At 64.3% G+C, this 22,178-nt stretch carries 24 protein-coding genes; 11 read left to right on the top strand and 13 right to left on the bottom strand.

Annotation, left to right across the window (positions count from 1 at the left end; all coding sequences use genetic code 11):
• Position 1 precedes the first annotated feature (1 nt).
• Entirely contained in the window at positions 2–1,153 is a 1,152-nt protein-coding gene (locus KQ693_RS12040) for an NEW3 domain-containing protein (RefSeq protein WP_038070166.1), read from the bottom strand.
• Positions 1,154–1,240: 87 nt separating this feature from the next.
• On the bottom strand, positions 1,241–1,675 hold the full coding sequence (gene speD / locus KQ693_RS12035; protein WP_015717779.1) for an adenosylmethionine decarboxylase: 435 nt from the start codon (positions 1,673–1,675) through the stop codon (positions 1,241–1,243).
• 279 nt (positions 1,676–1,954) lie between these two features.
• Here speD and sdhC point away from each other — a divergent pair, with 279 nt between their 5' ends.
• From sdhC to KQ693_RS12015, 4 genes are read left to right on the top strand one after another with little or no spacing between them, the layout of a single operon-like run.
• Positions 1,955–2,320 carry a succinate dehydrogenase, cytochrome b556 subunit gene (gene sdhC, locus KQ693_RS12030; protein ID WP_015717777.1) on the top strand — a complete coding sequence of 122 codons (366 nt, stop codon included), beginning with the start codon at positions 1,955–1,957 and terminating at the stop codon, positions 2,318–2,320.
• Positions 2,310–2,705: a succinate dehydrogenase hydrophobic membrane anchor subunit gene (locus KQ693_RS12025; RefSeq protein WP_267261440.1), complete on the top strand. Its 396-nt coding sequence runs from the start codon at positions 2,310–2,312 to the stop codon at positions 2,703–2,705. The genes sdhC and KQ693_RS12025 overlap by 11 nt, the downstream gene beginning before the upstream one ends.
• A 1-nt stretch (position 2,706) precedes the next feature.
• Complete coding sequence (sdhA, locus tag KQ693_RS12020; protein ID WP_015717775.1) at positions 2,707–4,440, top strand: succinate dehydrogenase flavoprotein subunit; 1,734 nt, start codon at positions 2,707–2,709, stop codon at positions 4,438–4,440.
• Between the two features lie 8 nt (positions 4,441–4,448).
• The gene (locus KQ693_RS12015; protein ID WP_038070159.1) at positions 4,449–5,147 is read left to right on the top strand and encodes a succinate dehydrogenase iron-sulfur subunit; all 699 of its coding nucleotides are present in this window, start codon (positions 4,449–4,451) and stop codon (positions 5,145–5,147) included.
• A gap of 51 nt (positions 5,148–5,198) precedes the next feature.
• Here KQ693_RS12015 and aspS read toward each other — a convergent pair whose 3' ends face one another.
• The 5 genes from aspS to KQ693_RS11990 all read right to left on the bottom strand — a co-directional run bounded on the left by aspS (position 5,199) and on the right by KQ693_RS11990 (position 9,135).
• Entirely contained in the window at positions 5,199–6,467 is a 1,269-nt protein-coding gene (aspS, locus tag KQ693_RS12010; protein ID WP_267261439.1) for an aspartate--tRNA(Asn) ligase, read from the bottom strand.
• A gap of 114 nt (positions 6,468–6,581) precedes the next feature.
• Positions 6,582–6,881, bottom strand: coding sequence for a hypothetical protein (locus KQ693_RS12005; RefSeq protein ID WP_267261438.1), 300 nt, complete (start codon positions 6,879–6,881; stop codon positions 6,582–6,584).
• On the bottom strand, positions 6,868–8,169 hold the full coding sequence (locus KQ693_RS12000; protein ID WP_267261437.1) for a phospholipase D-like domain-containing protein: 1,302 nt from the start codon (positions 8,167–8,169) through the stop codon (positions 6,868–6,870). Before KQ693_RS12000 ends, KQ693_RS12005 begins: the two co-directional genes overlap by 14 nt.
• 67 nt (positions 8,170–8,236) lie before the next feature.
• A complete protein-coding gene (locus tag KQ693_RS11995; protein ID WP_267261436.1) occupies positions 8,237–8,992 on the bottom strand; it encodes a TatD family hydrolase in 756 nt (251 codons plus the stop codon).
• Positions 8,989–9,135 (bottom strand): hypothetical protein, encoded by a 147-nt coding sequence (locus tag KQ693_RS11990; protein ID WP_267261435.1) that lies wholly within the window; start codon positions 9,133–9,135, stop codon positions 8,989–8,991. The genes KQ693_RS11995 and KQ693_RS11990 overlap by 4 nt, the downstream gene beginning before the upstream one ends.
• A 65-nt stretch (positions 9,136–9,200) precedes the next feature.
• Here KQ693_RS11990 and KQ693_RS11985 point away from each other — a divergent pair, with 65 nt between their 5' ends.
• Positions 9,201–10,187, top strand: coding sequence for a lipocalin family protein (locus KQ693_RS11985; RefSeq protein WP_267261434.1), 987 nt, complete (start codon positions 9,201–9,203; stop codon positions 10,185–10,187).
• Positions 10,188–10,233: 46 nt separating this feature from the next.
• Positions 10,234–10,893: a flavodoxin family protein gene (locus KQ693_RS11980; protein ID WP_267261433.1), complete on the top strand. Its 660-nt coding sequence runs from the start codon at positions 10,234–10,236 to the stop codon at positions 10,891–10,893.
• Between the two features lie 10 nt (positions 10,894–10,903).
• Here KQ693_RS11980 and tsaB read toward each other — a convergent pair whose 3' ends face one another.
• Positions 10,904–11,458, bottom strand: a complete 555-nt coding sequence (gene tsaB / locus KQ693_RS11975; RefSeq protein WP_219758676.1) for a tRNA (adenosine(37)-N6)-threonylcarbamoyltransferase complex dimerization subunit type 1 TsaB — start codon at positions 11,456–11,458, stop codon at positions 10,904–10,906.
• 28 nt (positions 11,459–11,486) lie between these two features.
• On the opposite strand from tsaB, the gene KQ693_RS11970 reads away from it, so the two are divergent.
• The 4 genes from KQ693_RS11970 to KQ693_RS11955 are packed head-to-tail and all read left to right on the top strand — an operon-like array spanning position 11,487 to position 17,086.
• Entirely contained in the window at positions 11,487–12,680 is a 1,194-nt protein-coding gene (locus tag KQ693_RS11970; protein ID WP_267261432.1) for a carbohydrate ABC transporter permease, read from the top strand.
• A 49-nt stretch (positions 12,681–12,729) separates the two neighbouring features.
• Positions 12,730–13,863, top strand: coding sequence for a carbohydrate ABC transporter permease (locus tag KQ693_RS11965; protein ID WP_416376361.1), 1,134 nt, complete (start codon positions 12,730–12,732; stop codon positions 13,861–13,863).
• 53 nt (positions 13,864–13,916) lie between these two features.
• Positions 13,917–15,170, top strand: a complete 1,254-nt coding sequence (locus KQ693_RS11960; RefSeq protein ID WP_267261430.1) for an ABC transporter substrate-binding protein — start codon at positions 13,917–13,919, stop codon at positions 15,168–15,170.
• A 53-nt stretch (positions 15,171–15,223) separates the two neighbouring features.
• Positions 15,224–17,086: an aldehyde ferredoxin oxidoreductase family protein gene (locus KQ693_RS11955; RefSeq protein WP_267261429.1), complete on the top strand. Its 1,863-nt coding sequence runs from the start codon at positions 15,224–15,226 to the stop codon at positions 17,084–17,086.
• On the opposite strand, the gene KQ693_RS11950 is transcribed toward KQ693_RS11955, so the two are convergent.
• The 3 genes from KQ693_RS11950 to glpX are packed head-to-tail and all read right to left on the bottom strand — an operon-like array spanning position 17,083 to position 20,492.
• The gene (locus KQ693_RS11950) at positions 17,083–17,757 is read right to left on the bottom strand and encodes a DUF58 domain-containing protein (protein ID WP_267261428.1); all 675 of its coding nucleotides are present in this window, start codon (positions 17,755–17,757) and stop codon (positions 17,083–17,085) included. The two genes, KQ693_RS11955 and KQ693_RS11950, sit on opposite strands and share 4 nt — an antisense overlap.
• Complete coding sequence (locus KQ693_RS11945; protein ID WP_267261427.1) at positions 17,754–19,514, bottom strand: adenosylcobalamin-dependent ribonucleoside-diphosphate reductase; 1,761 nt, start codon at positions 19,512–19,514, stop codon at positions 17,754–17,756. The genes KQ693_RS11950 and KQ693_RS11945 overlap by 4 nt, the downstream gene beginning before the upstream one ends.
• A gap of 9 nt (positions 19,515–19,523) precedes the next feature.
• Complete coding sequence (glpX, locus tag KQ693_RS11940; protein WP_015717753.1) at positions 19,524–20,492, bottom strand: class II fructose-bisphosphatase; 969 nt, start codon at positions 20,490–20,492, stop codon at positions 19,524–19,526.
• A gap of 35 nt (positions 20,493–20,527) precedes the next feature.
• On the opposite strand from glpX, the gene KQ693_RS11935 reads away from it, so the two are divergent.
• A complete protein-coding gene (locus KQ693_RS11935; protein ID WP_267261426.1) occupies positions 20,528–20,656 on the top strand; it encodes a hypothetical protein in 129 nt (42 codons plus the stop codon).
• A gap of 99 nt (positions 20,657–20,755) precedes the next feature.
• On the opposite strand, the gene hisIE is transcribed toward KQ693_RS11935, so the two are convergent.
• Together hisIE and hisF are read right to left on the bottom strand one after the other, a co-directional pair.
• Positions 20,756–21,391 carry a bifunctional phosphoribosyl-AMP cyclohydrolase/phosphoribosyl-ATP diphosphatase HisIE gene (gene hisIE / locus KQ693_RS11930; protein ID WP_267261425.1) on the bottom strand — a complete coding sequence of 212 codons (636 nt, stop codon included), beginning with the start codon at positions 21,389–21,391 and terminating at the stop codon, positions 20,756–20,758.
• Positions 21,366–22,145, bottom strand: coding sequence for an imidazole glycerol phosphate synthase subunit HisF (hisF, locus tag KQ693_RS11925; protein ID WP_267261424.1), 780 nt, complete (start codon positions 22,143–22,145; stop codon positions 21,366–21,368). The genes hisIE and hisF overlap by 26 nt, the downstream gene beginning before the upstream one ends.
• Positions 22,146–22,178: the final 33 nt, after the last annotated feature.

Here is a 22,178-nt window from a genome sequence, read left to right as displayed (position 1 = left end):
GCTACCTCCGGCCGAAGCGGTTCACGGCGAAGCCCAGGACCAGAAGGGCCACGGCCATGATGCCCACCCCCACCAGGCCCCAGAGGCTGGAGCGCACCACGGTGGCCCGGTAATCCAGGCTCTCGGAAAGGCCATCGGACCCGGAAAGGCTGAGGGTCACCATATAGTCCCCCGTCACCGCCTTGGGGGAGGGCTTGATGCGGGCGGTTACCTCCTGCTCCTGGCCGGGGTCCAGGGCGTCCAGCTTATCCGGCTCAAACTTCACCTCCCAGCCCGAGGGCTCCATGGCGCTAAAGGACAGGTTCTTGGCCGGGGCGCTACCCTCGTTCTTCACCACAAGCTTCACCGCGTTTTCCCGGCCCGCCACCACCTGTCCGGAAAGCCGCCCCTCCTTGGTGGTGAAGCGCACCTCGGGCCGGCCCGTGACCTCGAGGGTCAAGGCCAGTTCCGCCTTGGCTTCCCCGGCGGCTGCCCTCAAGGTGAGGCCGTAGGTGTCCGCCTTGGTGTCCTTGGGCAGGGAAACTTCCACATCCAGGTCCTTGCTCTCCCCGGCCTTGATGGGCAGGCTGGTCACCTGCTGGCTGGAGAAGGCGGGGGTGAAGGTCACCTGCCAACCCTTGGGGGCCTCGTACTCCAGGGAGACCAATAAGTCGCGGTCGGACTCGTTTTTCAGGGTCACCCGGTAGCGGAAGGAGCTAGTGGGAGGACCCTTGAGGATTGGGAGCTCCGCCTCGAGGCTAAGCCTCTGAGGCAGGCCCTGCCCCACCACCAGGCCGATGGGAAGGCTGGCGGTATGGCCAAGCCCCTCAGCCCGCACCAGGAAGCGGTAGGTGCCGGGCTTCACCTCCTTGGGAGGCTGGAGGCGAAGGGTAAGGGTAGCCTCCCCGTCAGGGGCCAGGTAGACCGCCCGCACCAGGCGACCCCCGCCGATGAGGCTTGCCTGCCAGCCTTGCGGGGCCTCGGCCACCTGGACCCGCACCACCCCGGGGGGAAGGCCATAGTTCTTGAGGGTGAGGGTCAGGTTGACGCTCTCCCCGGGTTGCACCCCGATCTCCGGATAGGAGGTGCCTAGAGAAAGACCGCGAAAGCCCTGGGCTTGGGCTAAGGCCACGCCGAATCCCAGAAGAACCAGGGTGAGTAGCTTGCGCACCATACCTAAGCCTCCTCCTATAAGCTAGAGAGGAAGGATGAGTCCAAAATGAAAACCCCGGGGCAAGCCCGGGAAAGGGGGGCAGTTTTCCTAGCTCACCCGCGCCTCGAGGTACTCCCGCTCCCCCAGGACGATCTTCCGGGCCAGCTCGGGGTCCTTGGGAAACTCCTTGCCCCGATTGATCATGTAGGTTTCGTAGCGGCCGATCTCGAAAACCGCGGTGAGCTTCCTGAGCACCTGGGCCATGTCAAAGGCCTTGCAGGAGAAGATGTCGATGGAAAGGAAGCGCTTTTTGGGGAAGGTGTGGATGGCGATGTGGCTTTCGGCGATGATCACCACCCCGGTCACCCCGTCCTCCCCCTCGGGGCCGTAGCTGTAGACGAAGGGGGGAAGCACCTTGGTCATCTCCATCTCCTCGGGGAGCTCATCCAGAACGCGGCGCACCAGCTCGGCGTCCCGGAGCTTTTCGGGATTGGCGTCGTAGCCGTCCACCATCAGATGCGGTCCGAATCCAAAGAGTTCCATCCTGACCACCTCCTTCCCGTGCCCCCCGGGGTATCCCCCCGCGGCACGCCCCCCATTATGCCCCCCCCTCCCCCCCCTGTCAATACCTTGTCCCCTGGCGGGAAAACCCCCTTTTGCTCCCCCTGGGGGTGGCCCCGGGGAAGGGGGGAAGGGGAGGTGGAGGGAAGCTCCCTTCCATGCGCCTCTTATACGGGGATGGGGTATGGATGAGGGGGAAATAAGCCCCAGACGGTGGTTTCCTTAAGAAAGGTGGTATGATATCCCCGGCAAGGAGGTGCCATGTACAGGGGAAGAGAAGGGCAGTGGGCGTTTTACCTGCACCGGATCTCAGGCCTGGGCATTCTGGTCTTCCTCATGCTCCACGTGGCCAACATCGCAAGCGCCATGTGGGGCCCGGAGGTGTCCAACGCCCTCATGAAGTTCTACCACCAGCCGGTTTTCCAGATAGGGCTTCTTCTTCTCATCGCCGGGGTGCTTTACCACGGGTTCAACGGGCTCAGGATCATCCTCATGGACTTCACCGCCTGGGGGGTGCGCTACCAGCGGCAGCTTTGGTACGGGGTCTGGGTTCTTTTCGTAATCTTCTACCTTCCCTTCCTTTTGAAGATCGGAGGGGGCATCCTGGGGGGTAGCCATGGCGATTAAGTCCAAGCGCTATGAGGAAGCCCGCCTCGAGGCCAGCACCAACCTGGAGCTTTACTGGTGGGTCTTCATGCGCATCTCCGGGGTGGTGTTGGTCTTCCTGCTCATCGGCCACATGTGGATGAACTCCGTCATCACCGATCTCAACAGCATTGACTACGAGTACGTGGCCAAGAGACTTTCCCAGACCACCTGGAAGATCTACGACCTTTTGATCCTGGCCTTGGGCCTCTTGCACGGGGCCAACGGGCTTAGGTATGTGCTGGACGACTGGATTCGGAACCCGTCCAGGCGCTTCTGGACCAAGGTGGTGCTCTACAGCCTCATCGCCTTTCTTTTCTTCCTGGGGAGCCTTTCCCTTCTCAATCACGATTTCGGGGTGAACTAGTATGGCGCACAGACACGAGGTCATCGTGGTAGGCGCAGGTGGGGCGGGCCTGGCTACGGCCCTCTATGCGGCTAGGGAAGGTGCGGACGTGGCGGTGGTCACCAAGCTCTACCCCACGCGAAGCCACACGGGGGCGGCCCAGGGAGGGATAGGGGCGGCCCTGGGCAACGTGGAGGAGGACCACTGGGAGTGGCACATGTTCGACACGGTGAAGGGAGGGGACTACCTCACCGACCAGGATGCCGCCGAGGTCTTCGCCAAGGAGGTGATCGAGGCGGTCCTGGAGCTGGAGCACATGGGCCTTCCCTTTGACCGGCTCCCCAACGGCAAGATCGCCCAGCGCCGATTTGGCGGCCACACCAAGGACTGGGGCAAGGCCCCGGTGCACCGGGCGGCCCACGCCGCCGACCGCACCGGGCACATGATCCTCCAGACCCTCTACCAGCAGTGCGTGAAGCACAACATCACCTTCTACAACGAGTTCCACGTCACCGATGTCATCGTTGAGGACGGGGTGGCCAAGGGTCTGGTGGCCTACGAGCTGGCCACGGGAGAACTTCACCTCTTCCAGGCCAAGGCCATCGTCATCGCCTCGGGGGGCTTTGGCCGCATCTACAAGGTGACCTCCAACGCCTACACCCTCACCGGGGACCTGCAGGCCATCCTCTACCGCAAGGGGCTTCCCCTCGAGGACATGGAGTTCTACCAGTTCCACCCCACGGGGCTTTACCCCCTGGGCATCCTCCTCACCGAGGGGGCCAGGGGGGAGGGGGGTATCCTGAGGAACGCCCTGGGGGAGCGCTTCATGGAGCGCTATGCCCCCACCATCAAGGACCTGGCTCCCAGGGACATGGTTTCCCGGGCCATGTACCTGGAGGTGCGGGAGGGCCGGGGGGTGGGTCCCAAGAAGGACCACGTGCTCCTGGACCTCACCCACCTGCCCCCTGAGGTCATCGAGAAGAAGCTTCCCGACATCACCGAGTTCAGCCGCATCTACCTGGGGGTGGACCCCTTGAAGGAGCCGGTGCCGGTGATGCCCACCGCCCACTACGCCATGGGGGGGATTCCCACCACCCTCTGGGGCCAGGTCATCCGGGACGAGAACAACACCGTGGTACCCGGGCTTTACGCTGCCGGGGAAGCGGCTTGCGTGAGCCTGCACGGGGCCAACCGCCTGGGGACCAACTCCTTGGGGGATCTGGTGGTCTTTGGCCGGCGCGCCGGGATCCATGCAGCCCGCTTCGCCAAGGATGCCGACTACCACGAGCTCACCGAGGAGCACCTGGGCGAAAGCCGCGAGCGCATTGAGCGCATCAAGAACTCCACGGGCAAGGAGAAGGTGGCGGCGCTCCGGGCCGAGCTCCAGCAAACCATGATGGACAACGCCTCCGTCTTCCGCACCGGGGAGCTCTTGGCCAAGCAGGTGGAGATTCTGAAGGAGCTCATGGACCGCTACCGGAACATCTCCATTGACGACAAGGGGGATGCCTACAACACCGAGCTGGTGGAGGCCCTGGAGCTTGGGTATCTCCTCGAGGTTTCCGAGGCCCTGGTGCACTCCGCTTTGAACCGCACTGAGTCCCGCGGGGCCCATGCCCGGGAGGACTACCCCGAGCGGGACGATGCCAACTGGCTCAAGCACACCCTGGCCTACAAGGTGGCCGACGGCAAGGTGACCTTCCGCTACAAGCCCGTGGTCCTGGGCCGCTTTGAGCCCAAGGCCCGCACCTACTAGGAGGCGCCATGCAGGTAACCCTGAAGATCCTTCGCTTTGACCCCGCCAAGGACCAGAAGCCCACCTGGCACACCTACCAGGTGGAGGCCGAGCCTTGGGACCGGGTTTTGGACCTCCTCCACAAGGTGAAGTGGGACCAGGACGGCACCCTGGCCTTCCGCCGGAGCTGTGGGCACGGCATCTGCGGCTCCGACGCCATGCTCATCAACGGCAGAAACCGCCTGGCCTGCAAGACCCTGGTGAAGGACCTGGGGAACGTGATCACCGTGGAACCCATCCGGGGCCTGCCGGTGGAGAAGGACCTCATCGTGGACATGGAGCCCTTCTTCGCCGCCTACCGGGCGGTGAAGCCCTACCTCATCAACGACGAGCCTCCCCCGGCCCGGGAGCGCCTGCAAAGCCCAGAGGAACGGGAGCGGTTTGACCACGGCACCAAGTGCATCCTCTGCGCCAGCTGCACCACCAGCTGCCCTGTCTTCTGGGTGAACGGGACGTATCTGGGTCCTGCCGCCATCGTGCAGGCCCACCGGTTCATCTTCGACTCCCGCGACCGGGGAAAGCGGGAACGGTTCAAGGCCCTGGGCTCGGGAAGCGGGGTTTGGCGTTGCCGCACCGCATACAACTGCACCGAGGCCTGCCCCCGGGATATCCCCGTAACCCAGCTCATAGAGGAGGTCAAGCGGGCCATCCTCTTTGACCGCTTCTAGAAGCAATCCTCTCCTGGTGCCCCACCCTGGCGAGGCCAGGGTGGGGTGGCATCAGGGGGTGAGCCGGTGCCGGTCCCTGGGGAAGGCCCGGGCGTAGCGCACGTTGGGAAGGCCGAGAAGCTTTTGCGTGAGCCTTTCTGCCCCGATGGCGAAACCCCCGTGGGGGGGCATGCCGTACTTGAAGACCTCCAGGTAGCCCTTAAAGCCCTCGAGGTCCATGCCCTTGGCCTTTAGGCTTTCCACCAGATCCTGGTAGCGGTGGATCCTCTGGCCCCCGGAGGTGATCTCCAGGCCCCGGAAGAGGAGGTCAAAGCTCCTTGTGGTGCTGTCCTCCTCGGGATAGGTGTAGAAGGGCCTAAGGCTTCGGGGGTAATGGGTGATGAAGAGCCAGTCCGAACCCCACCGCTCCTTTGCGTACTGGCCCAGGAGGCGCTCCGCTTCCTCGGAAAGGTCCTGGCCCACGGGGTAGCCCAGTTCTTCCTTGAGGATTCTCCTGGCCTCGGCGTGGGTCAGGCGGGGGATTTCCTTGGGGAAGGAGGGCCACTCGGCTTCCAAAAGCCGGATCTCGTTTCCGGCGCTGGAAAGGGCTTCCTCCAGCATCTCCTGAAGGAGGTTTTCCTCAAGCCGCATGAGGTCCTCCTCCCCCCCGATGAACCCCATTTCCACGTCCAGGGAGAGGTACTCGTTCAGGTGGCGGCTGGTGTTGTGCTCCTCCATGCGCCAGACCGGGGCCACCTCGTAGACGCGCTCAAACACCCCCACCATGATCTGCTTGTAAAGCTGGGGGGACTGGGCCAGGTAGGCCCGGTACTCGAAGTAGTCCACCCCGAAAAGCCCCGAGCCTCCCTCGGCCCCGGCCCGCACCACCTTGGGGGTGAAGATCTCCGTGAAATCCTGCCGGTCTAGGTACCGCCTAAAACCCCGCACCAAGGCCGCCTGCACCCTGAGGGGAGCGCGGGCCTTCTCCCCCCTTAGGGTGACGTAGCGGTATTCCAGAAGGGTGTCGGGGCTTGCCCGCCATTCCTCCTTGGGGATCTCCACCGGGGTGGGCTCCAGGGCAGGGGAGAGGATCTCTATTTCCTTTGCCTGCACCTCGAGGCCCCCTGGGGCCTTGGGGTTTTCCACCACCTGGCCCCTTACCCGGAGGCTGCTTTCCGGCAGGGGAAGTTTCTGCCCACCGGTCACCACCTGCACGATGCCGCTTCGGTCCCGTAGCAATAAGAACTGCACCTTGCCCAGGTCCCGCCGCCAGTGGAGAAAGCCCAAAAGCTCCACCTCTTCGCCCACATGCTTCTTCAAGTCCCGTACCAGAGCCCGCATGCTCCCTCCTCTTAAGGTTTGACCCCCCCGGCCATGGGGGACCGGGGGGGCCGGATGGCCTTGCCCCCCGTCTAGGCGTCATTACCCTGGGGCAGACGCATATTGCCCTTGAGTTTAGGGGGTTTCTTCCCCTAGGTCAAGGCGCTCAAAGGCCAGGACCAGGCTGGGGAGGTCCTGAGGGTCCGCCACAGCGAAGAAGTTCTCCTCCACCTGGTACCGGGCTGCCCACTCCCCTGCCACCCCGGCCAGGTTCAAGGGCTTTGCCTCTTCCCTCAGGAAGCGGAGGCGCCTTAGGCGCACGTCCCCCGCCTCGGAGTAGAAGACCTGGTAGAGCAAGCCCCCCCGGCGCTTCTCCCCGTAGAAGCCCCCTTCTATGGGGCTTATCTCGTAGCCTAGGGCCTTAAGGGCTTCCATCCAGCACCTCGAGGGCCGAGGGATCCTCCAGGACGATCTCGTAGTAGCCGGCGTAAAGCACGATGCGCCCCCTGGCCCTTACCTTCTTGCCCAGGTAGCTTTGGGGGAAGGGTTGCCGGAAGAGGGCGTAGCTCCTTGGGAAGACCACCAGCCTCAGGTCGCTTTCCCCGGGTCCGAACCGGAGGAAGGCCACGGTGCCCCGGTCTTCCACCTGCTGAATCACCCCTTCCACCGTGGCTATACGGCCAAAGTACTTAGGGGCATCTTGCCAGGGAATGACCCCTTCCAGGGGCGGTAGGGCAAAGGGGTTTTCGGTAAGCCCTGCCTGGAAGTCCCTTTCCATCACGGAAAGGAGCCTGGCGAAGGCCTCGGGGGCTTCCCTGCGGGTGAAGCGCACGGAAAGCTCCCGGTTGGCGTTCAAGGAGTTGGCGCTCAGGTTCAGGCTTCCCACGAGGGCCACCTCCCCGTCCACCACCAGGGCTTTGGCGTGCACGTAGGGATCGGGTAGGAAGCGGAGATCCGCCCCGGCCCGCCTTAGCTCCTCCGCTCCTGCCAGGAAGTAGGTGTCCCCGGGCTCCTGCGGGCTTCCCACCAGGCGGACCCGGACCCCTCTGGCCAAGGCTTCCTTGAGGGCGGCCACCACCTCGGGATCGGCCATGGCCTGTTGCTCGAGGAAAACCTCCCTCTTGGCCCCACGGATCAGGGCGAGGAGGGTTTCCCGGGCGTTGCCCTCCTTGACCCCGCCCAGGATGCGGCTTGGAGCCCAGACGAGAAGCGCCTGGGAGAGATCCAGCCTTTTCCCTTCCCAGTCCGCTTCAAAGACCCTTACCACCTCCGCCACCTGCCTGGGATCGTCTAGGATGAGGGCGTACTCCCGGTTGGCGGTAAAGGAGCTGCCCGTGAGGTTCATGGTGCCCACCCAGGCCCGCTTGCGGTCCACCACCAGGCTTTTCTCGTGGACGAAGACGAAGCGGAAGGGGGTGGTGAGCTTGACGTCTACGCCCCGTTCCTTCAGGGCCTGGAATACCGTGAGGTCCATCCGTCCCCCGGAGGGCTCCCGCTCCAAAAGGACCTTTACCTTCACGCCTCGGGCCACAGCCTCCCCCAAGGCGTCCACCACGTCCAGGCGGCTTGGGGTCCAGAGGTACATCTTCACCAGGATCTCCTCCCGGGCCGAGGCAATGAGGTCCAGTAGCGGCTTGACCCCGTCCTCCGGCTCCACCACCAACCTGGGGGCGGCCAGGGCGGTTAGGAGGAGGAAGAAAAGAAGTAAAAAGAGATTTCTCATACCGCCTTTCATTCTGACCCATGGGGGTCAGGGAGGGGTCAGGAAGCTTGCAAACAGAGGGCGGGGGCTATGTCCAGCGGAAGCAGGTTTCCGCGTTCTGGTCGGTGATGGATTCCATTTCCTCCAGGGCCACTCCCCGCACCTCCGCAAGCCTATTCAGGGTGTGGCGCACGTAGTGGGGAAGGTTGCGCTTTCCCCGGTGGGGTTCTGGGGGCAGGAAAGGGGTGTCGGTTTCCACCAGGAGCTTGTCCAGGGGAAGCCTTTGGGCGGCTTCCCGGAGGGCCTGGTTTTTCTTGTAGGTGAGGGGGCCTGCGAAGCTGAAGTAGGCTCCCACCTCGAGGCCCGCTGCCTCGAGGGCCGGGTGCCCGCCAAAGGCATGGAGGACCACCCTTTTGGGTCGGTGGGCGAGGAGCCAGGCGGCCAGGTCTTCCTCCGCTTGCCCATCCTTGCTCCGCACATGGAGCACCAAGGGTAGTCCGAGCTCCTCAGCCAGGGTTGCTTGGAACTCCAGGGCCTTGAGCTGGGCGGGCTTGGTTTCGGGGGTCCAGTAATAGTCCAGGCCGCTTTCCCCAATGGCCCGCACCCGGGGGTGACGGGCGTAATACCTTAGAGCCTCTTCCACCTCGGGGGAGAGAAGATGGGCCGAGGTGGGGTGGAGGCCCACCGCGGCGTACACATTGTCCTGGGCCAGGGCCAGGGTCCTTTCCCAACGGGTGGGGTCTACCCCCAGGGTGAGGATGGCCCTAAGTTCCGGAAAGTGGGCTTTAGCGTCTTCCAGCTCGGCTTCTTCCAGGAAATCCAGGTGGGCGTGGGTGTCGGTCATGCGTTCTCTTCGTCCTCTACCAGGATCCAGATTCGCTTAAGGGGAAGTTCGGCCTTAAGTTCCTCAGGCAGACGTTCGTAGCTCTCCAGGCAAAAGGCCTCGGTTTCCCCTCTCTTCCCCGCCCGCACCAACCAGAGGGCCATGTCTTCAATCTAGCATGGGAAGTCCCCCACCCTAGCCACCCAGCCCGGTTGTGTAGATTGAAGCTATGCAGCGGCTTTGGTCCCTCCTCCTCTTGCTGGGAGCCTGTGCCCCCGCTCTGGTGGGGGTGGACCCCCAAAGGCTGCCGGACCCCAGGGACTGGGACCCCAAGCCCGCCCAGATGGAATGGTGGTACGCCTCGGGCTGGGTGGAGCCCTATGCCTTCCACTTCGCCTTTTTCAAGGCCTACGCCCCTCCTGCTTACCGCATCCTGGGCCTTCCGGGAAGCCTCTTCGGCCCTTTCCACGTTGCCCACCTGGCCCTGACCGACCTTCGTACCGGAGAGAGGATCTTCCTGGAGGTTTCCGACCAGGACCTCCTGGCTCCCCGGGGCCGGGTGGAGGCAGGCCCTGACCTGGAGGTTTCCGGCTGGCGGTTCTACCGGGAGGGTGGGGCCTTCCGCCTCCTGGCGGGCCCGGTGGACCTCCGCTTCCTTCCCCTGAAGCCCCCCGTGGTCCACCCTCCGGGCTACTCCGGTACCGAGGAAACCGGGCGGCTCTATTACCAGTCCTACACCCGGGTGGAGGCCTGGGGCCGGATCCGGGGCGAGGAGGCCCGGGGAGAAGCCTGGATGGACCACCAGTGGGGGGAGCAGCTTTCGGGGGTGGGCACCACCTGGGACTGGATCAGCCTCCACCTCTCCGATGGCTCCGAGCTCATGGCCTACCAGGTGAAGAACCGCCAGGGGCAGGTGGTGCAGGTCCTGGGGAGCCGGGTGGATCCCTTGGGGAAGGTGGAGGAGGTGGAGCTCCGCTTCCTTCCCCAGGAGCGCTGGCCAAGCCCCTCGGGCCGCACGTATACCCTGGCCTGGCGCCTCCAGGGGCCGGGGGTGGATCTGGAGGTTCGCCCCGTCTTCGCGGAGGGGGAGATCCTATCCCGCACCACCCGGGTGGCCTACTGGGAGGGGCCAGTGGTGGGGGAAGGCATCCTCAAGGGCTACCCCGTCCGGGCCCGGGGGATGGGGGAGTTCGTGGCCGGGCCTTGGCGGCCTTAGGGTGCGCGTGCTAAGCTAAAGGAGGTTTAGTGCGTGGGTGATATTTATGAGTCTACGCGTGCTCGGCGTCAACGCATCGGCACGGACGGACGGGTTTACGGCAGAGTTGTTGGACGAGGTTCTGGAAGCCGCTAGGCGCCAGGGAGCCACCACCGAGCGCCTGGACCTGGTGCGGTACCCCTTCCCCTTCTGCGTGGGGAACTACTCCCAAGACCCTACTTCCTGCGGCCCGGACACCTGCGTGCAGGGACCCTGGGATGGGTTCGGCAAGATAGCGGACAAGCTCGTCCAGGCGGACGCGGTGGTTTTCGCCACGCCGGTCTACTGGTTTAGCGTTTCCGCCCGGATGAAGGCCCTTTTGGAGCGCATGACCTCCATGGAGAATCAGGGCCTTTTAAACCTGGGGAAGCCCATGGTCCTGTTGGCGGTGGCCGAGGAGGAAGGGGCCAGCCAGGCGCTTTCGCAAATGCTCCTGCCCCTTTCCTACATGGGGTTTGTCCTGGCGCCCCTGGGTTTGGTCTACGCCCATCACCGGGACCGGGGGGCCGTGAGCCTCAAGGAGAATACCGAACTCATGGAGGATGCCCGCATTGCCGGGGAGAACCTGGTGCTGATGGCGGAAAAGCTTAGGGGAACCGCTTTCCGGGAACCCCTTCCCAGCTACCAGTACCGTCTGCCCAGGCTGCCAGGAGTGGCGGCGGATTAGCAGGGACGCTTTAAAGGTACAAGGGCTCCACCCCATCCCTGGCAAAGGGCAGAAGCTCGTAAAGGGCCCTGGGATCTGGGGGCGCGTCCAGGAGAAGGTGGCTACCCTGGAGCTGGGCCCTTGAGACCTCCTGGGCTTTGAGCTTTCTAGGGGGCTCGAGCACAAGGGGTTTCCCCTCACGCCTGGCATAGGTGGCCCCGTAGAAGAGCCCGTTTCTGGCGGTGAAAAGGGCGGTTAGGGGAGGCCCGCCTTCCTCCAAAAAGGGCCAGCAGGCGGCGAGGAGGGAGCTTACCCCAAACACCTTGGCTCCGTGGGCTAAAGCGATGCCCATGCCCGCGGCCAAAGCGATGCGAAGGCCCGTGTAGGAACCCGGGCCCTCCCCCAGGACCAGGGTGCCGATCTCCTCCCGCTCCACGCCCACTTCCCTTAGGAGCTCGTCCAGTAAGCCAAACAGAGCTTCCTCGTGCCTACGGCCCAGCCGCACCACCCGGCCCACCCCCTCTTCCCTGTGGAAGAGGCCCAAGGAAAGGTAGGGAGTGGCGGTGTCCAGGGTGAGGGTCCACACCTTACCATCCTATATACTCCGGCACGGGATGCGGACCTTTCCCCTCCATGCCCTTCTGTCCTTGGGGGCGCTTCTTGCCCTTGGTGTTTACGCCTCCCGGCTCGGCTTTCTCCCGGGAGCCTGGGTGGGGATGGGGCTTGGGCTTTACGCCCTTTTCGTCCTTTGGGGGCTTCGTTTTGGTCGGCACCATGCCCTTTTGGGGCTTGGGCTTTTTGCGTACTGGTTCCCACCCATGGCGTTTCTGGCTCCCCTCTTCTTCGCCCTCTTGTTTGGCCGGGGCCTGAGGGAAAAGGCGCAGGCAGCCCTCTACGGCTGGGCCTTGGTTTGGCCGGCTTTAGCCCTCCTTCTGGTTTGGCATGTTTTCCCCACCTTTTACGCCTTTTATCTGAGCCTCTTTGAACGGGTGAACTTCCTGCGCCCCGCGGCCTTCTCTGGCTTGGAGAACTACCGCATTCTCCTCCAGGATCCTCTTTTCTGGAAGGCCTTGGGGAACACCTTCTGGTACGTGGTCTTTACCGTGCCGGTGGGCCTTCTCCTGGCCACAGGGGTGGCCATCCTCCTGAACACCCAGGTGGCCTTCCTGGGATTCTACCGCACCCTTTACTTTCTCCCCTACATCACCGCCCTGACGGCGGCGGCAGCGGTGTGGCGATGGATCTACCACCCGGAGTTCGGTTTTCTCAACTGGCTTCTTCGCACCCCGGGCCTGGACTGGCTGAACACGCCTAAGGGTGTCTTCGCTCTTCTCCTCGAGCCCCTGGGAGTTCAGCCCCAGGGTTTTTGGGCGGGGCCCAGCCTGGCCTTTGTGGCCATCATGGTCATGAGTGTATGGCACTTTCTGGGATACCAGGTGGTGATCCTCCTGGCCGGGCTTCAGGCCATTCCCAAGGAGTATTACGAGGCGGCGGAGCTGGATGGGGCGAGCTTTTGGCAGAAGCACCGGCTCATCACCTGGCCCCTTCTTTCCCCCACCACCTTCTTTCTCTTCACCCTGGGGCTCATCGGGGCCTTCCAGGTGTTCACCCAGGTTTACGTCCTGACCCCCACGGGCGGGGTGTTGCAGGATACCCTTACCCTGGCTTTCTACCTCTACAACAAGGGTTTCCGCGACTCGGATTTCTCCTACGCCAGTGCCATCGCCATGGTGACCTTCCTTCTTATTCTGGTGCTCACCTTGATCCAGAGGCGGGTTTTGGAGAGGCGGGTGAACTATGAGATTTAGGTCTGGGACCCTGGTCGTGCACTTGCTCCTCCTAGGGGGAGGGCTCGTCATGGCCTTTCCCTTCTACTGGATGCTGGCCACCAGCCTGAAAAGCCCCCAGGAAGCCCTGCAGGCCAAGCCCATCTGGGTTCCGGAGCGCATGAAGCCGGCGAACTGGCTCAGGGCGGCCAGGCTGGGGGATAGCCCCCTATGGGGGGGCTTGGCACCCGGTAAAAGCGTGGAGCTGGTTTTCCCTGGGAGGGAAGGGCATCCGCCCAGGGCTTTGGTACCCCGCACCCCTGGGGCCTTTTTTGACCCGCGGGCGGATGGCACCCGGGTGGAGGCGGCATATCGGGAAGGGGCTTGGCGGGTGCGGCTGACCAACACCACGGAAGAAGCCTTCCGCTTTTTGCCCCTGGTGGTGCTCTGGCCCAAGGAAGTCCCTCTGGAGGCACCCTTGCCACCCGATGCCATTCGCTCCCAGGGGGAGTACTGGCGGCTGGAGTGGGTGAATGCGGTGCCCGGGGCCTTGGGCTACGTGCTCCACAACTACCTGGAAGCCTGGCATGCGGCTCCCTGGGGGCGCTACTTCTTCAATAGCTTCTTCACCGCGTTGACCCAGGTGGCGGTGGGGCTTTTTCTGGCGGCCCTGGCGGCCTTTGCCCTGGCCCGCATTCCCTTTCCGGGCAAGGAGGCGGTGTTCGTGCTCATCCTGGCCACCATGATGGTGCCGGGGGAGGTGCTCCTCATCCCCAACTACGTGCTTCTGGCCAGGCTGGGCTGGCTGGACACCTACTACGCCCTTATCGTGCCCTGGCTGGCCTCGGTGTTTGGCATCTTTCTCCTTAGGCAGTTCTACCTTTCCTTGCCCCAGGATCTTTTTGATGCCGCCCGCATAGACGGGGCGGGGTACCTGACCCAGCTTTTCCGCATCGCCCTGCCCTTAAGCCTTCCCGGGCTGGTGTCCTACGGAATCTTCACCTTCCTGGGGGCTTACAACGCCCTCCTTTGGCCCCTTATCGTCACCCAAAGCCCGGAGATGCGCACGGTGCAGCTGGGCTTGCAGGCCTTTGTTTCCGAGGCGGGATCGGACTACGGAGCCTTGATGGCGGCCAGCACCTTCGTGATCCTCCCCGTGATCCTGGGCTACTTCTTAGCCCAGCGCCAGTTTATTCAGGGGATTGCCCGCTCGGGGCTTAAGTAGCCTGACCTTGGCTTGACAGGAGGAGGGATATACTCTCCTTGGAGGTCTTGTGTATGCGGAAAGCGTTTTTGCTAGCGGCGGTTTTGGGGCTGGCTTTGGCCCAGCAGGCCAAACCCGAGGACGTTATCAAGGAGCAGTGCGCCAAGGCCAAGGTGGTGGCGGAGCTCTGGCACGGCTTCACTGGAGGGGCGCCCAAGGCTGCCTTGGAGAACCTGGTGGTGGAGTTCAACAAGACCCAGCAGGGCCGGTGCGTGCGTCCCGTGCCCCAAGGGGGGTACCGGGACCTTTCCACCAAGATCAAGGCAGCCTTCGCCGCAGGGAAGGTGCCCGCCATGGCCCAGGCCTATGAGAACAACATTGCCTTGTACCTCGAGGCCAAGGCCCTTCTGCCCATCGAGTCCTTGGGGGTGAAGCTTCAGGGGGTGAACCTGGCCTTCCTGAACGCCGTGCGCTTCGGGGGGGTGGTCTACGGGGTGCCCTTCAACAAGAGCATCCAGGTCCTCTATTACAACAAGGACCTCCTCAAAAAGCACGGAGCCAAGGTGCCAGCTACCCTCGAGGAGTTCGTGGCCTTAAGCAAGAAGCTTTCCCAGGCGGAAGGGGGTCCTGTCTACTGGTTCCAGCCGGATGCCTCCACCTTTGCCTACTTCTTCTTCAACCTGGGGGGGAGCTACCTGAAAAACGGCAAGCTGGTCCTGAACTCCAAGGAGGCGGTGGAGGCCCTCACCCTCCTGCAAAACGGGGTGAAGGAGGGGTGGGCTAAGGCTATCACCTCCGGGTACATCAACCAGAACCTGGGCTCCGGCCCCTACGCCTTCAGCGTGGATACCTCTGCCGGCTACACCTACTACCGCCAGGGAGCCAAGTTTGACCTGGGGGTGGCCACCTTGCCGGGCCGCACCTCCGGCCAGGCGGGCTTCGGCCTGGTCCAGGGCACCAACCTGGTGGTCTTCCGCCAAGCCGGCAAGGAGGAGCAGGCGGTGGCCAAGGACTTCCTGCAGTTTGTCCTCTCCCCCAGGGCCCAGGCGGTCTTCGCCACCGCCACAGGGTACGTGCCGGTGACCGAGGGAGCCCTGAAGGATGCGGTCTACCAGACCTACGCTACCGAGAACCCCGATTTCGCCACCATCGTGCGCCAAAGCCGCTACGCCAAGTTTGAGCCGGCTTTGGCGGAGTGGGAGCAGATCCGCTTTGACATTCTGGGCCAGGCCATCAAGGAGGCCATTTTGAACAAGGCGGATCCCAAGTCGGCCCTGGATAAGGCCCAGAAGCTGGCCGAGGACCTTTTGGCGGGGAAGACCCGCTAACCCAATCCGGGGTTTACCCCTGGGGCTTTGGCCCCAGGGGTTAAACTTTAGCTATGCCCAAGGGCTATCACGACCGCGTGGCCTTCGTGGACCTCTCCACGGGACGGATCTGGTATGAGAGCTATGGCGAGGCTTTCTGGCGCAGGTTTCTTGGGGGTAGGGCCCTTTCCGCTTACCTTCTTTTGAAGCATGTGCCCAAGGGAGCGGATCCCCTGGGCCCGGAAAACGCCCTTATCTTTGCCCCCGGCATCCTCACCGGCACCCCCATCTCGGGGTCGGGCCGCAACACCGTGGCCGCCAAAAGCCCCCTCACCGGAGGGTATGGGGATGCGGAGGCCGGGGGGTTCTTCGGCGCCGAGATGAAGAACGCCGGCCTGGACGCCCTGGTGGTCCTGGGGCAGGCGGAGGAACCCGTATACCTTCACGTGGAGGGTGGCGAGGTGGCCCTTCACCCTGCTTCCCATCTTTGGGGTAAAGACCCCTTGGAGGTGGAAACCCTCCTCAAGGCGGCGCATGGCTCCAGCACCCGTGTGGCCCAGATCGGCATCGCAGGGGAAAACCGGGTCCTCACCGCCAACGTAATCCACGACCTGGCCCACTTCGCCGGGCGAGGGGGCCTGGGGGCGGTGATGGGGGCCAAACGCTTGAAGGCGGTCTCCGCCCGGGCCAGAAAGGATACCCGTCCCACTTATCACGATCCCTCCCTCCTCTCCACCCTGGCCCGGCGTATGGCGGGGGAACGCATGGAAAGGGCCGCGGGCCTGGTCACCATGGGTACCGTGGGTACGGTGAAGCCTTTCAATCTCCGGGGGGTTCTTCCCAGCCACAACTTTCTAGATGGTTTCCTGGAAGGAGCCGAGGCCTTGGACGGCACCAGCTTGGACGCCCTGGGCATCCGCATCGGTCGGGATACCTGCTACGCCTGCGCCATCCGTTGCAAGCAGGTGGTGCGGATCGAGGGCACCGGCAAGTACGACGTGCGCCCCGAGTACGGGGGGCCGGAGTACGAGGGGCTTGGGGCCTTGGGCTCCACCTGCGGGGTCACGGATCCCTATGCGGTCACCAAAGCCAACACCCTTTGCAACCAGTACGGTCTGGACGTGATCGGGGTGGGGGTGACCATCGCCACGGCCATGGAGGCAGTGGAGAAGGGCTACCTGGACGACGAGGGTCTGGGGCTCCGCTTCGGCAACGGGGACGCCCTGATCGCTGCCATAGAGAAGCTGGCCCGGAGGGAAGGGCGGCTTGGGGAGCTCTTGGCCTTGGGGTCCAGGCGGCTTTCGGAGGCCATCGGCCATCCGGAGCTGGCCATGCAGGTGAAGGGCCAGGAGGTGCCCATGCATGACCCCCGGTACAAGCGGGCCCTGGGGGTGGGGTATGCGGTGAGCCCAACGGGAGCCGACCACAACCACAACCTGCACGACACCGCCTACGCCAAGGAGGGGAAGGCCCTAAAGGAGCTTCGCTTCTATGGGGAAGACTTTGCGCCCCTTCCCCCAGAGGACCTTTCCGAGGCCAAAATCCGCATGCTCTGGACCAAGACCCGGGAGCGGGGCTTCGTGAACAGCCTGGTGATGTGCGACTTTGTGCCCTGGACCCCAGAGGAGTGGCAGGAGGCCATCTACGCCACCACAGGCTGGCGGCTTTCCCCTAAGGAGATGCTGGAGGTAGGGGAGAGGACGCTTCAGCTCACCCGGCTTTTCAACCTACGGGAGGGGATCGGTCCGGAGGAGGACCGCCTACCCGAGCGCTTCTTCCATCCCTTCCGCAAGGGCAGTCCAGAGGCCTATTTGGGCAAGGAGGCCTTCCAGGAGGGCGTGCGCACCTACTGGCGGCTTGCGGGGTGGGAGAAGGGAAGCGTGGACCCCGGAAGGCTAAGGGCCCTGGGGCTTGAGGAGTTTACCCAGGCGTACTAAAGGGGCTCCACCACCCCCTGGCGGAGGAGGGCGGGAAGGGGAGGTTCTCCCACCTTCAAAAGGGCGTAGCGGCCCCGAAGAAGGGCGAGGAGGCGGAGGGCTTTTAAGTGCCCCTCGAGGGCCTTTTGGTACGCCCTTACCTCCTCCGGCCCCACGGGGAGAGATTCCCCGGTTTCCACGTCCTTGAGGAAGGCTTCCTCGAGGGGCGGGGTCAGCTCCAGGGGTGCCAGGATCTGGACCAGCACCAATCTCTTCGGAAGGATCCTGGGCCAGGGCAAGGGGTCTAGCCCGTCGGTGATGAGGACCAGGGTGCCCCGGCCCGGGCGAAGGGCTTCCGGTCTGCCCCGTTCCAGCCGGGCCAGGGCGTCCTCCTGGCGGGCGATTCCCAGGAGGAGCCTCGCCACCTCCTCCCCGTAGGCCAGCTTGCCGAAGAGGCGCATGCTTTCGCTTTCGTCCAGGTAGATGCGGAAACGGCTTCGCTCGGGTGCAGTTTCCAGGCGGGTGTAGAGCCTTCCCGTCTTGGCGTAAGCCCGCCAGTGGACCCGCCTTACCTCGTCCCCGGGGGCATAGGGGTGGAGCTCGTAAAACTCGCCTCCCAGGCCCTTCCTGCGGGCCAGGCGCTCCCCCGGGTAGGGAAGGTAGGGCCGGGTGGCGATGCGGTAGCGGGTCATGCCGTCTGGCAGAAGGTGCAGACCCCCACCGGGGGCAGGGGTTCGATGACTTCCTCCCGGCTTCCCTCCCGGAAGACGGTGATGCCCTTGCACCCCTCCTTCCAGGCGGTGAGGAAGAGGTTCTCCACCACCTCCTTGGGGGTTTCCTGGGGGAGGTTCACCGTAGAGGAGATGCTTTGGTCCACATGGCGTTGCAAGGCGGCCTGGAGGCGTACCCTCTGGAAAGGATCCACAGTATGGGCCGTGGGCCAGTCCGGCACCTCGCCTCCTCGTTCCCTGCGGTACCGCTTCAAGAGGGGATGTTCCGCCAAAAACACCTGTCCCCCGGCGTGGCGCAGGTAGGTGAGGGCGAAGATGGGTTCTATGCCGCTCGTTACCCCCGCCAGGATGGAGATGGAGCCGGTGGGGGCGATGGAAAGAAGGGCAGCGTTCCTCAGGCCCTTTTCCACCGCCTGGATGAGGGCTTCGGGCAGGGACTGGATGAAGGGGCTTTTTATGTGCTCCTTTGGGTCAAAGGCTGGGAAGGAACCCCTTTGCCTTGCCAGGCGGGTGCTTTCCCAGTAGGCGGCTTCCTTGATGCGGCGCATGACCTCTTCCGCAAACGTTAAGCTTTCCTCCGCACCATAGGGCAGTCCCAGCATGGCCAGGGTGTCCGCCAGGCCCATGATCCCAAGGCCAACGCGCCGGCTTCTTAAGGAGGCTTCCCGTTGGGCCCTCAAGGGATGGCGGTTCTTTCCCAGGTCCACCACCGCATCCAAGAAGCGCACGGCCAAACGGGTGGCCTCCTCGAGGCCCGCATAGTCCAGCTGGGCCCTGTCCGTAAAGGGCTCCTGTACGAAGGCCGCCAGGTTAAGGCTTCCCAGGTTGCAGGCCCCATAGGGTTCCATGGGAACCTCCCCGCAAACGTTGACCCCTTCCACCTCCATCCCCCCGTACTGGGCCGTGGCCCAGGTGCGCACCCGGTCCCAGAAGAGGAGGCCGGGTTCGGCGCTTTGCCAGGCGGCCTCCACCAGGAGGTCCCAGGCTTCCTTGGCCCGGATGATGCGGGTTATGTGCTCCCGGGGTGTGGTGAAGGAAAGCGTCCAGGGTTCGTCGGCCAAGGCGGCTTGTAAAAAAGCGTCCGTGGCCCTTAGGGAGATGTTGGCGTGGCGCACCCGGCTTCGCTCGGGGTCGGTTTTGACCTGGAGGAAGTCCAGGAGGTCGGGATGGGTGTCGGAGAAGGTGAGCATCAAGGCACCCCGCCGGCCCCCGCTGGCCCCCATGACCCCCGCCAGGGTGGAGAAGAGCTCCATGAAGCTCACCGCCCCCGAACTCTCCATGCCTGCGTTGCCCACCTTAGCCCCCTTGGGCCTCAAGGCATCCGCATTGCTCCCCACCCCGCCCCCGTAGGCGAAGGTGCGGGCGGCCTCGTCCAGGAAGCGGGTAATCCCCTTCACCGAGTCCTCCCGGATGGGGATGTAGTAGCAGTTGAACAGGGTGGACCGGCGCCAGTTTCCCAGGCCGAAGAGTATCCGTCCCCCGGGGACAAAGCGAAAGTCGGAGAAAAGCCAGGAGAACTCCTGCGTGGCTCCCTTTTCCACCCGGGTGACTCCTTGGACGAGCCGCTGCCACATTTCCTCCGGGGTGGCTTCCAGGAGCCTGCCTTCCGGGTCCTTTAGGGCGTAGCGGTGGAGGAACACGGAGGCCCTAAGCTCATCGCCCTGGAAGAAATCCAGGGCAAGCCTTAGGGCTTCTTCCTGGGCGTACCAGCGGGGCACGCCCTTAGTCTAAACCCGAATGGTCACCCGGGCTCCGGTTTCAAAAAGATGAATGGAGTCTATAAACCGAACGGTGCGGGTGGCGTGGCCCAGAACGATGGAATGGGTCCTGGCCCCGCCCCCGAAGAAGCGCACCCCCTGGAGGATATCCCCGTCGGTGATGCCGGTGGCGGCGAAGACGATCTCCCTTCCCGGGGCCAGGTCCTCGGTGCGGTAGATGCGGTTTTCGTCCCCTCCCATGGCCTTGAGCCGGGCTCGTTCCTCCTCGTTTTGTGGGGTGAAGCGGGCCTGGATCTCCCCGCCCAGGCACTTTAAAGCGGCGGCGGCCAAAACGCCTTCAGGGGCCCCGCCAATCCCCATCACCGCATGCACCCCCGTGCCCCGGATGGCGGCGGCCAAGGCGGCGATCACATCCCCATCGGAGATCAGCTTCACCCGGGCTCCTGCCTCCCGGATCTCCCGGATGAGGCGTTCATGGCGGGGGCGGTCCAGGACCACCACCACCAGGTCCTCCACGGAGCGCTGGAGCGCCAGGGCTAAGGCCTTCAGGTTGGCGGAAACCGGCCAGGAAAGATCCACAAGCCCCGCGGCCGGGGGGGGAACGATGAGCTTTTCCATGTACATGTCGGGGGCGTGGAAGAGGCCGCCCTTCTCGCTGATGGCGATCACGGTCACGGCGTTGGGCAGGCCCTTGGCGGCGGTGGTGGTGCCCTCCACGGGGTCCACGGCGATGTCCACCTCCACGCCCCCTTGGCCCAGGACCTCGCCAATGTACAGCATGGGGGCCTCGTCCATCTCCCCTTCGCCGATGACCACCGTGCCCTTTATGGGAAGCTCGTTCAGGACCCGGCGCATGGCCTGGGTGCCCGCCTCGTCCACGGCTTCCTTATCCCCCTTGCCCGCCAGGCGGCTTGCCGCCAGGGCGGCCTGTTCGGTTACCCGCACCACCTCGAGGACCAGTCGGCGCTCGATTTCCATGTTTCCATCATAAGGGGTTGGGCTAAGCTGGAAGCATGACCGCCTTGGTGCCCGACGGTCCCTGGCTTTACCGAAAGGCCACCCAAAAGCGCTTCCTCCGCCTAAGGAGGCGCTACCTCCGGCGCTTGCGGCAGAAGGGCTTCACCGCCTACCTCCTGGGATAGCTCCGCCTTCTCGGGAGGGCGGTCCTTCTGGAAGGAAGGCTCTGGCTGAGCGCTCCCGCCCAGGGGAGGCGGCGCTAAGGCCAGGGGGAAAGGGGGTACTTAACTGGGCGCAGGGCCGCCTGGGGGCCGGTGCCGCTCCCAGAGGGTCCTGGCCAGGTCCTCCGGGGTGAGCCCCAGTTCCGCCAGCACGATGAGGAGGTGGAAGAGAAGGTCCGTGGCTTCCCAGCGCACCTCCTCAGGGCTTTGGTTCTTGGCGGCGATGATGACTTCTCCGGCCTCCTCCCCAATCTTCTTCAGGATCCGGTCCAGGCCCGCCTGGTGAAGCTTGGCCACGTAGCTTCCCTCGGGAAGGGTTTTAAGCCGCTCCTGGATGGTGGCGTAGACCTGGGAAAGGACAAAGCCCAGGCTGGGTTCTCCGGAAAGGAGGGGGCGGTGGAAGCAGCTTCGCTCCCCCGTGTGGCAGGCGGGGCCGTGGGGAAGGACCCGGTAGACCACCGCATCCCCATCGCAGTCCAGGAGGACCTCCACCACCTCCTGGATGTTCCCCGAGGTCTCCCCCTTGCGCCACAGGGTCTTTCGGCTCCGGCTATAGAAGGTGCTCCGCCTTGTCCTTAGGGTTTCCTCCAGGGCTTCCCGGTTGGCGTAGGCCAGGGTCAGGACCTCGCCCGTTTTGGCATCCTGTACCACCACGGGCACCAGGCCCTGTTCATCAAACTTCACTTGGGATAGGTCCATCTAGGCGCACCTCCAAGCCCTGTTCGGCTAGGAATCGCTTGAGTTCGGGTATGGGGATCTCGCCGAAGTGGAAGACGCTGGCGGCCAAGGCGGCGTCGGCTCCGGCCAGGAAGGCCTCGAGGAAATGCTCCTTTTTCCCCGCCCCCCCGCTTGCGATCACCGGCACGCTCACCGCCTCGGCCACCATGCGGGTGAGCCTGAGGTCGTAGCCCTCTTTGGTGCCGTCCTTGTCCATGCTGGTGAGAAGGATCTCCCCGGCGCCAAGCTCTACCCCCCTAAGGGCCCATTCCACCGCGTGAAGCCCCGTGGGGATGCGTCCGCCGGCGATGTAGACCTCGGGGAAGTCCCCCTTCCAGCGGGCGTCAATGGCCAGGACCACCGCCTGGGAGCCGAAGTGGTCCGAAAGCTCCTGGATGAGCTCGGGGCGCTTCACCGCGGCCGAGTTCACGCTCACCTTGTCGGCCCCGGCCAGAAGAAGCCTCCGGGCATCCTCCAAGGTGCGGACGCCTCCCCCCACGGTTAAGGGGATGAAGACCCTTTCCGCCACCTGGGCCACCACCTCCAGGAGGATGGCCCGCTCCTCGTGGGTGGCGGAGATGTCCAGGAAGACCAGCTCGTCGGCGCCGGCCTCGTCGTAGGCCTGGGCGGCTTCCACGGGGTCGCCCGCATCGCGGAGGTTTACGAAGTTGACCCCCTTCACCACGCGGCCCGCGTGGACATCCAGGCAGGGGATGATGCGCTTGGCCAGGCTCATAGGGAATCCACCTTAAACCGGTGCCGCACCGCC

The organism is Thermus brevis (genome assembly GCF_026427635.1).
Taxonomy (GTDB): Bacteria; Deinococcota; Deinococci; order Deinococcales; family Thermaceae; genus Thermus; species Thermus antranikianii.
Note: the sequence above shows the minus strand (reverse complement) of the source record. Positions and strands in the feature narration are given on the sequence as shown.